The following is a 14,605-nucleotide window of genomic DNA, read 5'->3' on the forward strand; positions in this document are numbered from 1 at the left end:
GTCTGTTGTTAAATGAAAAAAGGATGTGACCGAAATCACATCCTAACTTGTTGTTGTGGGCGTTGACGGATTCGAACCGCCGACCCTCTGCTTGTAAGGCAGATGCTCTAAACCAGCTGAGCTAAACGCCCTCATTTCTTGTAAGCGGGTGCAAAGGTAAGAAGATTTTTTGAAACTACCGCATGTTTTACAAGAAATCTGTCAGAATTTAACCTTCATTCACATTTTAACCCAATAAATGCTCAATATCGCCCTGTGGAAGTATGCAAAGTATAGCTTTTCCATCGGGTGTATAATTGACGTTCGAGCACGAGAAAAGATCGTTAATGATGCTCTCAATTTCGTCATTAGTCAGTATCTGACCATAAGGAATGGCAGCACTCTGGGCTAGGCGGAGTGCCAAAGCAGCATGAATAGCCTCTATCGAATCGGCTGCACTCGTTGATGACAGCATGTCGTGCAGCAGGTTCTGCGGATTAATACCTTCGAGTCCAGCAGGAATACCATTCACAGCATAGGTATTACCACCTAAATCGCTCAGGTCGAAACCATAAGCGGTAAGTTCGGGCAACAGCTGCTGCATGGTAACACCCTCGGACGGAGAGAATGTAATCGTTTCAGGGAACAGCATTTTCTGGGTGCTGATAACATGACCGTCGTGCTGACTCAGGTAACGATCGTAAAGCACACGGATGCTGGCACGATGCTGGTCGATAATCATCAGACCAGATTTTACTGCCGTCATCAGGTACTTGCCCTTATACTGGTAGTGAGCAGGCGACTTCTCAGAGAGAATCTCGGTAGCCGACTGTGGCGCCACAACGTTTTCATCGTCAAAGAACGATGGTTGCTGTACAGGTTCCTCACGGAACGAGCCCTGTTCCACACCCTGATACAAACTCTCCCACTGATTAGGCACACTGCTGGAACTACTTCCACCACTCTGCTTAAACGGATTATAATCTGGGTTATAGTTAACCTTGGGCGCAGCAAAACTATCTTGGAAAGTGTTGCTGTTATTATCAAACAAGGGAATGTCTGGTTGTCCCTGAGTATCGAAATCAATCGAAGGCACTTCGCAGTACTTGCCAATACCATCACGAACAGCTGCCGACAGAATCTGCCAGATGGCCTGTTCATTCTCAAACTTAATTTCGGTCTTGGTAGGATGTATGTTCACATCTATCTCGCCTGGCTCTACTTCTATATACAAGAAATAAGGTACAGCCATACCTTCGGGCACCAAACGGTCGTAAGCTTTCATCACAGCCTTGTGAAAGTAAGGGTGCTTCATAAAGCGACCATTGACGAAGAAATAGTCGCACCCAGTTTTTTTGCGGGCAGCCTCAGGTTTACCCACAAAACCAGAAACCGTACACATGGCTGTATGCACCTCAACAGGTACTAAATCCTGATTATACTGTTTTCCAAACACATCTGCAATGCGCTGACGTACAGAGCCTGCACGCAGGTTCAGCATCTCTACCCCATTATTGTGCAAGGTAAAATGAATATCGGGATAAACGAGCACGATACGCTCGAAAGCTGTCAAGATATTATTCAGCTCGGTAGCATTCGTCTTCAGGAACTTGCGACGGGCAGGTACATTGAAGAACAGGTTATCAACCTTAAAGTTAGATCCCACCGGACAAGATACCGGTTCCTGTCGAGTTACCTTCGACCCAGCAATTGAAACCTTGGTTCCTATCTCATCTTCCTGTCGACGTGTTTGCAGTTCAACCTGTGCCACGGCAGCAATCGAAGCCAAAGCCTCGCCACGGAATCCCATGGTGTGCAGGGCAAACAGATCGTCGGCCTGCGAGATCTTCGATGTAGCATGGCGCTCGAACGCCAATCGTGCATCGGTCTCACTCATGCCCTTACCATCGTCGATAACCTGAATAGAGGTACGACCAGCATCCACCACAATCACATGGATGGTCTTGGCACCTGCATCAACAGAATTCTCAACCAGCTCCTTGATAACAGAAGCCGGACGCTGTATTACCTCACCAGCGGCAATCTGGTTAGCAACACTATCGGGAAGAAGATGTATTAAATCCATTTTTCAGTCTTAGTTTTCAACGCTTTTCTTTTCGCGCCAATTGAAAATGTCGTAGCGATTCATTGGGCGCACGTAGTTATACCACGCAAAGCCTGGCAGATGCTTACGATCATTAGGGATCTGGTTTAGCGGATACATCGTACCACTGCTCTTGGGTGTCCATACCTTTTGCAGTTTACGGTCCTTCAGGAACATACGAAGTTCGGATGTTTCCTGGTAATTATAGATAATCGCCACGCTGTCGCCCTCCTCAAAATAATAACCTATCAGCACATTACCCTTAGCTTGGGCTTCGTGGATGGCACCATCAATAAAGTAGGCAAACATCTCCTTCGACGACACCTGATTATAAAGCGTAGTATCGCTACGAAGTTGTTGTATCGAGAAACAGTTGTCGATAACATGGGCATGATCGATCAGCGAATCTTTCATAAACACCTCGATACGGTCGCCCACCAACTGCTGGTTATTGTTCCACACGATAGGATCGTGATAGAGCGTCATACACGAATCGAGCGAGTTATAGATAAGTGAGTCGCAAACAGCCTGCACATCGTTTCGGAATGCACGCACATGATGGAAAGCAAAGATTTTGCGATACACCGAATCGGTTTCAATATTATAGGTTACCACCTTAAATGTATCGGCATGCATAAACAACGAGTCTCCCTGCGAGTAGTCGATGGCTACGGCACTATCCGTACACAGCGCAAAACCGGTATTCTCGTAGTACTCGCCATAGTTACCTGTAAGTTTATTCTTGTTTACAGAATCCACATACACCACGTTGCGGAAGGCCTGGCTAAAGCCCTGTTTGCTATCGTAGTAAACACTATCTCCCACCATCATCTTACCCTGGTTAGAGAGAACCGAGCGGTTCATCAGACGAGCACGGTCGTTCTTGGTATCATAATAGCCTTGCTCGGAATAGATATGGCTCTCTCCCGAGGTGATATTTGATGGACCAACAATATGAGCCATCGACAAACGGGTGTCGTAATAAAGAGTATCGGTAGTGAGGAAGAACTTGGGACTCTTCATCTTCACATCGTAATTGAATACCGACATTTTGCTCTTGGTGTTATATTCTCCCCAGTCGGAGGTAAGCGTAGTCTTACCGTCAATCATCTTTCCACCCTCAAAGAAGTAGGCATTATCATACAAACGGTCGTAATCAAGGCTATCGGTATAAAGAGTGGTCTTCTTATGCTTCAGCACCACATTATAACGGGCACGAGCCATCTGCTCGTTACCATCGTAATAAGCATAATCGCTCAACAGCGAGAGCGTATCGCCCTGGTACATCTTCACATGTCCGAACGCCTCGAACGAATTGCTGGCCTCATAGAAATAGGCACTATCGCAATACAATCGGGCACCCTGATGTGTAAAATGTACCTTACCATTCAGAATGGTGGCATCGGGATTCTTCAGCTGGTCGTAATGCAGCACATCGGCATGCACCAGATACACACGTGTATCCTTAGCCTTAGCCGTTTTACGTGCAGCCGGACGACGACGCTGCTGCTTTTGCTGGGCAAATGCAGAAACGAAGCCAACCATCAGAACGATTGACAGGAATAGAGCAGCTCTACTTAATCCAACCTTCATATTCGAAATTGCAATCCTTATAATCGTCGTTCAGTCGGGTATAAGTACTCTTAATCTTATCTACTACCCACTGATGGATACGGTCCTCACGACGCTTATTCAGCACCACGTCCTTCATAATCTGGAAGTCCTCGGTTACAGAGGCCTTATGACCTTCGGTACGACTCTTCAGCTTAGCAATCACACATACGGTCTTACCACGCTGGTTAATCATCTGGAAGGCATTAGAGATCTCACCCACCTTCAGTGTATCAACAGCCTTGGCAATCTCAGCAGGCAGGTCCTGCATACGGAACTTAGATGAGGTCTTACCAGTACGCATCTGATCGGTACTCAACAGTCCCTTGGCGTTACGGGTATCCTTATCGTCAGAAATCAGTGAGGCAGCATCCTCAAAGCTGAATTTCTCGGCACGCAAATCGGCCGCAATAGAATCCAGACGACCCAAAGCACGGTCAACAGACTCCTGCGATACCACAGGCTTACGCAGGATATGACGTACATTCACCTTGTCACCACGCTTCTCAATCAGCTGGATGATATGGAAACCGAACTCCGACTCAACAATCTTCGACACCTTTTTAGGATCGGTAAGATTGAAAGCAACAGCAGCAAAGGCAGGATCAAGGGTACCACGTCCCATCAGACCGAGCTCACCACCACGACGAGCAGAACCTGGGTCCTCAGAATACAACTGTGCCAAAGTCTGGAATCGGGTTTCACCCTTATTTACACGCTCTGTATAGTTACGCAGTTCATCCTTTACACGGTTCAGTTCCTCCTGTTCAATCTTTGGGGTAAGCTGTACAATCTGTACTTCAACCTCGGTAGGAACAAAAGGCAGACTATCCTGTGGCAGGGCACTGAAATAGCGACGAACCTCAGCAGGTGTAACGGCAATATCCTCAACAAGCTTCTGCTTCATTTTCTGTACCATCTGACGATCTTTCATTTCCTCGCGCAGGTCGGCACGAATCTGTGTCAGGTTCTGGTGCTTGTACTCCTCGAGGCGCTCACGTGAACCATCAACCATCTCGAGCCAGTAGCTAATCTGCTGCTCTACCTCCTGTGCCACATCGGCATCGGTCACCTCAATACTATCAATCTGAGCCTGGTGCTTGAACAGTTTCTGAACTGCAATCTGCTCTGGAATAGTGCAGTCGGGGTTTCCACTCCATTTTACACCTTCCATAGCCGACTGCATGCGCAGGGCTTCAACATCCGAACGGAGGATGGCTTCATCGCCAACCACCCATACCACTTCGTCGATGACGGTACCAATAGAATCCTTCTTCTGGGCAGTAGCTACCAAAGGCAAGGCCAGAAGCGCCAGTGTCATTACTTTCTTTATAATACTCATAGATGTTTATTTACAGTTTTCAATACTTCTTGATTCACTTCTACCTGATAACGATGGCGTAAGGCATCAACCCACTCCTGCTCCAGGTAATCCTGCAGATCCTCAACCACTTGCTGACGCACATCCTGATAGTTATCTGGACGTTTCAGTTTCTTGCCATATACAGCATCGATGGGATAATTAGCATCAGATGTTGAACTGGTAGCCTGCTTAAACACCATCTTATCAATGGTAGGATTATCGCCAAGTTTAAACAGTCCTTTCTCCACACGGATGCGGATCACAGAATCGGGGTTAAAGGTAGTACGCAAAGCCTCTGCCCACTGATCGAAAGGCAGATTCTTTACACATTGCTTTACAGCCTTTACATCTTGCTTGGTTTTCACGTGGTAGGCAATGCCGCGGTAACGGGGTTCCTTCCATGTGTATTTCTTTTTATGGGTGTCGAACCAAGCCTTCAGTGCAATTTCATCATTCTGGGCTTTGCTCCACACCTCGCGGTTGCTGATTTCGTAAAGCAACAAACCGTCGTGATACTCTTTAAACAGATATTTCAGCTCGCTGTTGGCAGCAGCTACCGAATCGGCTTTCTGCTGCATCACATCATTGGGCTTCAGCTTGCCTGCCGACGCTGCCACACGGTTACGTAACTTCATATCTGCAATCTCGTTACGGATACCATGACGCTCAAGCGATGCAACAATGCTCTGTTTCAACGAGTCGAATGGTTCCAGTTGTTTACGTTCTTTCATCAAGATGATGTGGTAACCAACAGGACTCAGGAATGGCTGACTTAACTGACCAGGTGCCAGCGAATAAGCCACATCCTCGAACTCCTTCAGTGTTTGTGAAGGTGCAATCCAAGGCAGTTCGCCTCCACGGACAGCCGAACCAGTATCTTCAGAAACCTTCTTGGCCAATTCCGCGAAATCAGCTCCTGCTTGCAGGGCACGATAAACAGAATCGATACGCTGGTGTATCTTTTCCTGCTGCTGAACGGTAGCTTGCGTCGACAACTTTAATAGGATGTGCGCTGGGCGTACCAATCCTTTCGAGCCAATCATCGCCTGAGTGCGTTCGTACATCTGTCGGGCCTGATCAAGCACCTCGGCATCGGTCACCATCGTTGGGCGCACCTGCTGGTCGCGATACATCTGGTATTCCTGACGGAACGACGACAGCGTATCGAGTTTAGCATCGAGGGCTGCAGCCACCTTCAGCTTATAATTTATAAATAAGGTGACATACTCATCCACCGACAGTTTGTCGATTACCCCTTCGCCATTGTTCTTATTGTACGAATACTCGAACTCTGAACGAGAAACAGGAACACCGGCCACGGTCATTACAACCGGGTCGGTAGTCTGTGCCAATGTTTGCTGCGAGGTAATCGCAGCAAACAATGAAAGGGCTATGGTGAGTTGTCTCATCATTAATCGTTTGGACGGCTGTAGTTAGGAGCCTCACTGGTGATAGTGATATCGTGTGGATGCGACTCGTTTACACCGGCATTGGTAATGCGTGTAAACTTGGCATCATGCAACTTCTCGATAGTCTGGGCACCGCAGTAACCCATACCTGAGCGCAAGCCACCAACCATCTGATAAATCACTTCCTGAACGGTTCCCTTGTAAGGAACACGACCAGCGATACCCTCTGGTACAAGCTTCTTCACATCCTTGGTGTCGGCCTGGAAGTAGCGGTCCTTCGAACCATGCTCCATAGCCTCGAGCGAACCCATACCACGATAGCTCTTGAACTTACGTCCGTTATAGATAATGGTATCGCCAGGGCTCTCCTCGGTACCAGCCACAAGCGAACCAATCATGACGCTGCTACCACCGGCAGCAAGTGCCTTTACGATATCGCCTGAGTAGCGCAAACCGCCATCAGCAATCAGAGGAACATTAGTTCCCTTCAGGGCGCTGTATACATCATAAACAGCACTCAGCTGAGGCACACCAACACCAGCAACCACACGAGTGGTGCAGATTGAGCCTGGGCCAATACCAACCTTTACAGCGTCGGCACCGTTGTCAACCAGCATCTTAGCGGCAGCACCGGTAGCAATATTTCCTACCACGATATCGATATTGGGGAACGAAGCCTTTGCCTCGCGCAGCTTCTCGATAACACTCTTTGAGTGTCCGTGGGCTGTATCAATAACAATGGCATCAACACCTGCGTTAACCAGAGCCTGCATACGGTCGAGGGTATCAACGGTTACACCTACACCGGCTGCAACACGCAAACGTCCCTTATCGTCCTTACAAGCCATGGGCTTATCCTTTGCCTTGGTGATGTCCTTATAGGTAATCAGTCCAATCAATCGGTTATCCTTATCTACAACAGGAAGTTTCTCAATCTTGTTCTCCTGCAGAATCTGTGCAGCAGCAGTCAGATCGGTCTGCTGATGGGTGGTTACCAGGTTCTCCTTCGACATGATTTCCTCTACGGGACGATCCAAGCGACGCTCAAAGCGCAGGTCGCGGTTGGTTACGATACCCACCAGGCGACGGTCATCGTCAACCACGGGGATACCACCGATATGGTACTCCGACATGATTTCGAGGGCCTGAGCCACGGTGCTTCCCAATGGAATAGTGATGGGGTCGTAGATCATACCATTCTCAGCACGCTTTACAATCGCTACCTCGCGTGCCTGGTTGTCTATCGACATGTTCTTGTGAATCACTCCGATACCTCCCTCACGGGCGATGGCAATAGCCATCTGGCTTTCGGTTACTGTATCCATAGCTGCCGTTACAAAAGGAACGTTCAGCTCAATGTGCTTCGAAAAACGGGTTTTCAGCTCCACCGTTTTGGGCAGCACCTCCGAATAAGCGGGAATCAACAGGACGTCGTCGAATGTCAGACCGTCCATCACAATCTTGTCTGCAATAAATGATGCCATAATCTTTATCTCTTTTTAATTCTTCAAATCTTCAATTCTTAGTTCGCCATCTCCGAAATGAACTTAATGCGTACCAGTCGGATTTCGTCTTCCGAGTAGTCCTCGCCAAGCTCTTCCTCAGCCACACTCAGCTTATCGGTTTCGCTCTCGGCAAAGTAGTCGTAGATATCATCTACGTGATCTTCATCCATTACCTCCTCAAGGAAGTAATCAATATCCAGTTTGGTACCGCTATAAACGATTGCCTCAACCTCGTCGAGCAGTTCCTCGAACTCAATACCCTGTGCTTCAGCGATATCGTCGAGTGCTATCTGACGGTCGATACTCTGGATAATCTTGACTTTCAGCATTGACTTTTTAGCAACGGTACGCACGCGCATGTCAACCTGTCGTTCAATCTCATTCTCTTCGCAGTAGGCCTTAATCAGGTCTACAAACTCTTGAGCATAAGGCTGCTTAACCTTACCTTCGCCCACACCCTGGATACACTTCAGCTCCTCGAGTGTAATAGGATAGTCGGTTGCCATCTGGTCGATCGACACATCCTGGAAGATAACGTAAGGTGGACGACCTAACTGTCGCGAAACCTTCTTACGAAGGTCAAGCAACATAGCCGTCAGCACAGGATCAAGGGCGCTTAGTCCACCCTCCTGATCAGCCGACTCATAGTCGTCGTTAAATTCAGCATCCTTCACGATCATAAACGATTTGGGAGCCTTTATAAACTTCTTACCAGCGGCAGTCAGTTTCAGCAGTCCGTAGTTCTCTACCTCTTTACGCAGGTAGCCGGCTATCAGCGCCTGACGGATTACTGGGTTCCAAATCTTCTCATCGTCATCGGCTCCAGCACCAAACAGTTCCTGCTCGTCGTGATGATGAGCCAGAATCTCTTCGGTAGGTTTACCGATAATAAAGTCAATCACATAGTCCGAGCGGAAATTCTCCTTGATAACCTGGATCGTTTTCAGTACAATAACCAACTGTTCTTGAGCTTCGATCTTGGTCTTGGGGTGCAGACAGTTATCGCAGTTACCACAGTTATCCTTCTCGTAGGTCTCACCGAAATAGTGTAACAACATCTTACGGCGACAAACCGACGTCTCTGCATAAGCAGCGGTCTCAACCAACAACTGACGACCGATATCCTGCTCGGCCACAGGTTTACCCTCCATAAACTTATCGAGCTTCTGCAAGTCCTTATACGAGTAGAAGGCCAGGCAGATTCCCTCGCCACCGTCACGTCCGGCACGACCAGTTTCCTGATAATAGCCTTCCAACGACTTAGGTATGTCGTAGTGAATCACAAAGCGCACATCGGGCTTATCGATACCCATACCAAAGGCGATGGTAGCCACAATCACATCGATATTCTCCATCAGGAACTCATCCTGGGTATTCGAACGTGTATTCGAGTCAAGTCCGGCATGATAGGCAGCAGCCTTAATACCATTCACACGCAGGATCTCGGCCAACTCTTCTACCTTCTTTCTCGACAGGCAGTAGATAATACCGCTCTTTCCTGGGTGCTGCTTAATGAACTTGATGATATCCTTATCTACATTCGCAGTCTTTGGACGTACCTCGTAATACAGATTCGGACGGTTGAACGAGCTTTTGAACTCAGCAGCATCCACAATACCAAGGTTTTTCTTGATATCAGTACGAACCTTATCGGTAGCAGTAGCCGTAAGCGCAATGATAGGTGCCTTACCTATTTCATTTACGATAGGACGGATTTTGCGATACTCAGGACGGAAATCGTGACCCCATTCTGAAATACAGTGAGCCTCATCGATGGCATAGAAAGATATCTTAACCGAACGCAGGAACTCTACGTTCTCTTCTTTTGTCAACGACTCTGGAGCAACATATAACAGTTTGGTTCTACCAGCCATCACATCCGATTTAACCTGATCAATAGCCGCTTTGTTCAGCGACGAGTTCAGGTAGTGGGCAGTACCCTCGGTTTCGCTCATGCTGGTAATCACATCCACCTGATTCTTCATCAGCGCAATCAGCGGCGAAATCACAATGGCTGTACCCTCCATCAGTAGCGAGGGCAACTGGTAGCACAATGATTTTCCACCGCCTGTTGGCATCAGCACAAAGGTATCGTTGCCATCCATCAGGTTCTGGATAATACGCTCCTGATCGCCTTTGAATGTGTCGAATCCAAAGTACTTCTTCAGGGCTGCTGTGAGATTCATCTTTTCGCTCATATATTATAGTTAGTTAGGCTTCCAACTTCTGGAGGTATGATTTATCAAGCTGCTTACTGACGTAATCAGCCGTCACATTGAATTTCTTAGTTTTCTTCGATGGCAGGTCGTACATAGCGTCCATCATCACACTCTCAACAATCGAACGCAGTCCGCGAGCACCAAGCTTGTACTCTACAGCCTTGTCTACCAGCGTGTCGAGTGCCTCCTGATCGAAAGTCAACGCAACACCATCCATCTCAAACAGTTTCTTGTACTGACGGATGATAGAATTCTTAGGCTCAGTCAGGATTCTTTCCAATGCCTTACGGTCCAACGGATTCAGATGTGTGAGCACTGGCAGACGACCGATAATCTCAGGAATAAGTCCGAACGACTTCAGATCCTGAGGAACGATATACTTCATCAAATCATTCTTATCAATCTTTCTGACGTTGGTTACCGAGTTATAACCTACCACATGGGTGTTCATACGCTGTGCAATCTTACGCTCGATACCATCAAAGGCGCCACCGCATATAAACAGGATATTACGGGTATCTACATGGATGTAATCCTGGTCGGGATGCTTACGGCCACCCTTGGGTGGAACATTCACCATGGTACCCTCTAATAATTTCAACAATCCCTGCTGCACGCCCTCGCCACTAACGTCGCGGGTGATAGAAGGGTTGTCGCTCTTACGAGCAATCTTATCTATCTCGTCGATAAACACGATACCGCGCTGAGCAGCCTCAACATTGTAATCAGCCACCTGCAACAGTCGTGACAATATGCTTTCTACGTCCTCACCTACATAACCAGCCTCGGTAAACACCGTAGCATCTACAATAGTAAAGGGCACATCAAGCAGTTTGGCAATGGTACGTGCCAGCAAGGTTTTACCCGTACCAGTACTACCTACCATAATAATATTACTCTTCTCAATCTCTACACCATCATCATCCACGGGCTGCTGCAAACGCTTGTAGTGGTTGTAAACAGCCACAGCCAGATAACGCTTGGCATCGTCCTGACCGATCACATACTGGTCGAGGTACTCTTTGATTTCCTTGGGTTTAGGCACCTTCAGGTTTTCGGGCTTTTCAGCGGCTTTTCCTTTCTTCTTTGCAACAGGCGCCTCGCGCAGGTTATCATTTATAATCTGATAAGCCTGCTCCACGCAGTTCTCGCAAATCTGACCGTTAAGGCCCGAGATCAACAGTTTTACCTCGTTTTCGCCTCTACCACAGAAACTACATACTTTCTTCATCGGCATTATTTCTTCCGTGTCAGCACCTCGTCAATCATTCCGTAAGCCTTTGCTTCCTCGGCCGTCATCCAATAGTTACGGTCAGAGTCGGCATAAACCTTATCGTATGGTGTATGCGAATGTTCCGAGATAATAGTGTATAACTCTTTCTTGAACTTCAAAATCTCCTTGGCCTCGATCTCGATATCTGAAGCCTGACCCTGTACACCACCCAGAGGCTGGTGAATCATCACACGACTGTGGGGCAGAGCCGAACGCTTACCCTCGGCACCAGCCACAAGCAGCACGGCACCCATAGAGGCAGCCATACCTGTACAGATAGTAGCCACATCGCTGGTGATAAACTGCATAGTGTCATAGATACCCAAACCAGCAGTTACGCTACCGCCAGGTGAGTTGATATAAATCGAGATATCCTTACCAGGGTCGGTTGAATCCAGGAACAGCAGCTGTGCCTGCAATGTGTTGGCGGTATAATCGTCTATCTGAGTACCAAGGAAAATGATACGGTCCATCATCAGGCGTGAGAACACATCCATCTGAGTAACGTTCAACTGGCGCTCCTCAAGAATATAGGGATTCAAGTACTGGTTCTGGGCCTTGATTACATCATCGACCACCAGACCATTCATTCCTAAATGCTGTACAGCATACTTTCTGAAATCATTATTCATACTATCAATTCCTTTCTTTTTAATATAGAGAAAAGGTTATCGACCTTCCTCATCTTGCGTTTGGGACACAAAGATAATACAAAAAGTCGATAACCCTCGTATTTTAGGGGTTATTTTTTCCTAAAAAAGCTTATTTTTCTGTCATAAGCTTATTAAACTCCTCAAATGTGACCTCTTTTGCATTCAGCTTAACCACATTTTTGAGGGCTTCAGTAAGCTTAACATCAACGGCACGATCAACGAAGTTGTCGATATTCTCGCGCTTCTTGAGCTGCTCGTTGGCATAGTTCTCTAGAACATCATCGGGTACATTGCTCATACCGTACTGAGCAAACTGAGCACGCATAGCCTCCTTAGCAACGTTCTTGATGTCAGCCTCCTCAACCTTGATGTTCTGAGCGGCAACCAGCTGCTCCTTAATCAGGTGCCAAGCCAGCTCCTTAATGCTACCCTCGAAGTTCTTCTCTACGAAGTCGGCACCCTTATCCTGGTTATTCTGCAGCATAACACGCTTGAGCAGAGCCTCTGGGAACTCCAGCTTACCAACCTTCTTCTCCATGTGCTTACGAACATCGAGCAGGAACTTATAGTCGCTATTCTGCTGCAGCTGTGGAGCGATACCCTCAGCAATCTTAGCACGGAAAGCCTTCTCGTCCTTAACCTCACCCTCACCGAATACACGGTCGAAGAGCTTCTGGTCAACCTCTGCAGGCTGGAAGTGACGGATCTCAGTAATCTGGAAGCTGAAGTCAGCATTCAGATCCTTAACCTCCTCCTTCTTAACCTTCAGCAGGGCAGCAACCTCAGCATCGTTATCGGGGTAAGCCTTCTTGGGGTTGAAAGTGATGATGTCGCCAGCCTTAGCACCGTCGAACAGCTTCTTCTGGTCGTCGGCCTTGATGTAAGCAGGCATAACCATGGCAGCCTCGGTAGTGATACCACCTTCCTTGGTGTTACCGTTCTCGTCAAGCTCGCGCATGTCACCAGTCAGTGTATCGTTACCGCTGAATACCTCAGCCTTAACGAACTCACCAGCCTGCGATGCATACATCTGTACCTGATCGTCGAGCATCTTATCATCAACCTTGATGGTGTAATAGTCAATCTTATCTCTGCCAGTCAGCTCAGCCTTGAACTCAGGAGCTACGGCAATATCGAACACGAATGTCAGATCATCAGCGTTCTCAAAGTCCTGGGGTACCTGCTTCTCCTGGTTTGGGAGGGGCTCACCCAGCATCTGGATCTTGTTCTCACGAACATACTCATACAGCTTCTCGCCCAGCAGCTTGTTAACCTCGTCAACCTTTACTGCTGTGCCATACTGCTTCTTAATCATTCCCATGGGAACCATACCTGGACGGAATCCAGGAACCTGTGCTTTCTTACGATAATTTTTCAGCTGCTTCTCTACTGCATCCTGATAATCTGCCTTCTCAACGGTCATAGTCAACAGACCATTGATCTTGTCGGCGCACTCAAACGAAATTTTCATCTTCTTATGTACTTATTTATAATATATATTCAAATATTGGGGTGCAAAAGTACAAAAAAACGGCGTAACCAACGCCGATTTTTCAATTTTTAACTTTTCTCCGCCTGCTCCTTGGCATTGCGCTCCATCTCTATCTGCTGGAAGTTTTTCTTTCTCAATTCGAACGATTCCGTCAGATATTTTTCACGCACTATCTGGTTAGCAGCCAGCTCTTCTGGTGTTCCCTGAAACAGGATTCTACCTTCGAACAACAGATAAGCACGATCGGTGATAGCCAGCGTCTCATCCACATTATGGTCGGTAATCAGAATACCGATGTTCAGATATTTCAGTTTATACACAATCTGCTGGATATCCTCTACAGCGATAGGGTCAACACCAGCAAAAGGCTCGTCGAGCATGATAAACTTTGGTTCGATAGCCAAGCAACGGGCAATCTCTGTACGTCGGCGCTCACCTCCCGACAGTCGGTCGCCTAAGTTCTTGCGCACCTTTTCCAGTCGGAACTCCCTAATAAGCTCCTCCAGTTTATTCAGCTGATAGTCGCGAGGCTTGCCAGTCATTTCCAGCACCGAGAGGATATTATCCTCTACAGTCATCTTACGGAACACGCTGGCCTCCTGAGCCAGATAGCCGATACCAGCACGGGCACGCTTGTAAACAGGGAATTTGGTAACATCCTCCTCACCCAGATAGATATGGCCGCCATTGGGAACAATCAGTCCTGTGGTCATATAGAACGAGGTTGTCTTACCGGCACCATTAGGTCCCAGCAGTCCCACAATCTCACCCTGCTTCACGTCGAAGCTCACATCGTTAACCACCGTGCGCTTACCGTAGCGTTTCACGAGGCCTTCTGTTCGTAGTACTATACGCTCTTCTTCCATAATCGGCTGCAAAGTTACAAAAAATAAGGCACGGATTACACGGATTACACGGATTTTTTCAAATTTTTATTATTAATCTGTGTTAATCCGTGTAATCCGTGCCAAAAAAATAACTACCTTTGCACCCGAAT

General features: G+C 47.5%; 10 protein-coding genes and 1 tRNA gene. All 11 read right to left on the minus strand.

What is annotated here, in order from left to right; all coding sequences use genetic code 11:
- Positions 1-56: 56 nt before the first annotated feature.
- Positions 57-131, minus strand: a tRNA-Val gene (locus tag BLR73_RS13290).
- 95 nt (positions 132-226) lie between these two features.
- A complete protein-coding gene (mutL, locus tag BLR73_RS13295) occupies positions 227-2,065 on the minus strand; it encodes a DNA mismatch repair endonuclease MutL (RefSeq protein ID WP_073046693.1) in 1,839 nt (612 codons plus the stop codon).
- Positions 2,066-2,074: 9 nt separating this feature from the next.
- Positions 2,075-3,676, minus strand: a complete 1,602-nt coding sequence (locus BLR73_RS13300) for an OstA-like protein (protein ID WP_139294854.1) — start codon at positions 3,674-3,676, stop codon at positions 2,075-2,077.
- On the minus strand, positions 3,657-5,036 hold the full coding sequence (locus tag BLR73_RS13305) for a peptidylprolyl isomerase (protein ID WP_080517151.1): 1,380 nt from the start codon (positions 5,034-5,036) through the stop codon (positions 3,657-3,659). Before BLR73_RS13305 ends, BLR73_RS13300 begins: the two co-directional genes overlap by 20 nt.
- Complete coding sequence (locus BLR73_RS13310) at positions 5,033-6,466, minus strand: peptidylprolyl isomerase (protein WP_074833266.1); 1,434 nt, start codon at positions 6,464-6,466, stop codon at positions 5,033-5,035. The genes BLR73_RS13305 and BLR73_RS13310 overlap by 4 nt, the downstream gene beginning before the upstream one ends.
- 2 nt (positions 6,467-6,468) lie before the next feature.
- Positions 6,469-7,950 (minus strand): IMP dehydrogenase, encoded by a 1,482-nt coding sequence (gene guaB, locus BLR73_RS13315; protein WP_013064397.1) that lies wholly within the window; start codon positions 7,948-7,950, stop codon positions 6,469-6,471.
- A gap of 38 nt (positions 7,951-7,988) precedes the next feature.
- Positions 7,989-10,169 (minus strand): DNA helicase RecQ, encoded by a 2,181-nt coding sequence (recQ, locus tag BLR73_RS13320; protein ID WP_033151026.1) that lies wholly within the window; start codon positions 10,167-10,169, stop codon positions 7,989-7,991.
- A 13-nt stretch (positions 10,170-10,182) separates the two neighbouring features.
- A complete protein-coding gene (gene clpX / locus BLR73_RS13325; RefSeq protein WP_033151027.1) occupies positions 10,183-11,427 on the minus strand; it encodes an ATP-dependent Clp protease ATP-binding subunit ClpX in 1,245 nt (414 codons plus the stop codon).
- Entirely contained in the window at positions 11,427-12,095 is a 669-nt protein-coding gene (gene clpP, locus BLR73_RS13330; protein ID WP_028907289.1) for an ATP-dependent Clp endopeptidase proteolytic subunit ClpP, read from the minus strand. Before clpP ends, clpX begins: the two co-directional genes overlap by 1 nt.
- 130 nt (positions 12,096-12,225) lie before the next feature.
- Positions 12,226-13,587, minus strand: a complete 1,362-nt coding sequence (gene tig / locus BLR73_RS13335; RefSeq protein WP_013063010.1) for a trigger factor — start codon at positions 13,585-13,587, stop codon at positions 12,226-12,228.
- A gap of 89 nt (positions 13,588-13,676) precedes the next feature.
- Positions 13,677-14,474: an LPS export ABC transporter ATP-binding protein gene (gene lptB / locus BLR73_RS13340; RefSeq protein ID WP_013065316.1), complete on the minus strand. Its 798-nt coding sequence runs from the start codon at positions 14,472-14,474 to the stop codon at positions 13,677-13,679.
- Between the last annotated feature and the right edge of the window lie 131 nt (positions 14,475-14,605).

It is taken from the genome of Prevotella sp. khp1 (assembly GCF_900102205.1).
Lineage (GTDB): Bacteria > Bacteroidota > Bacteroidia > Bacteroidales > Bacteroidaceae > Prevotella > Prevotella ruminicola.

Excerpts from the sequence above, each read along its gene's own strand:
- mutL (WP_073046693.1), bottom strand. The coding sequence starts at position 2,065 with ATGGATTTAATACATCTTCTTCCCGATAGTGTTGCTAACCAGATTGCC.
- BLR73_RS13300 (WP_139294854.1), bottom strand. The coding sequence starts at position 3,676 with ATGAAGGTTGGATTAAGTAGAGCTGCTCTATTCCTGTCAATCGTTCTG.
- BLR73_RS13305 (WP_080517151.1), bottom strand. The coding sequence starts at position 5,036 with ATGAGTATTATAAAGAAAGTAATGACACTGGCGCTTCTGGCCTTGCCT.
- BLR73_RS13310 (WP_074833266.1), bottom strand. The coding sequence starts at position 6,466 with ATGAGACAACTCACCATAGCCCTTTCATTGTTTGCTGCGATTACCTCG.
- guaB (WP_013064397.1), bottom strand. The coding sequence starts at position 7,950 with ATGGCATCATTTATTGCAGACAAGATTGTGATGGACGGTCTGACATTC.
- recQ (WP_033151026.1), bottom strand. The coding sequence starts at position 10,169 with ATGAGCGAAAAGATGAATCTCACAGCAGCCCTGAAGAAGTACTTTGGA.
- clpX (WP_033151027.1), bottom strand. The coding sequence starts at position 11,427 with ATGCCGATGAAGAAAGTATGTAGTTTCTGTGGTAGAGGCGAAAACGAG.
- clpP (WP_028907289.1), bottom strand. The coding sequence starts at position 12,095 with ATGAATAATGATTTCAGAAAGTATGCTGTACAGCATTTAGGAATGAAT.
- tig (WP_013063010.1), bottom strand. The coding sequence starts at position 13,587 with ATGAAAATTTCGTTTGAGTGCGCCGACAAGATCAATGGTCTGTTGACT.
- lptB (WP_013065316.1), bottom strand. The coding sequence starts at position 14,474 with ATGGAAGAAGAGCGTATAGTACTACGAACAGAAGGCCTCGTGAAACGC.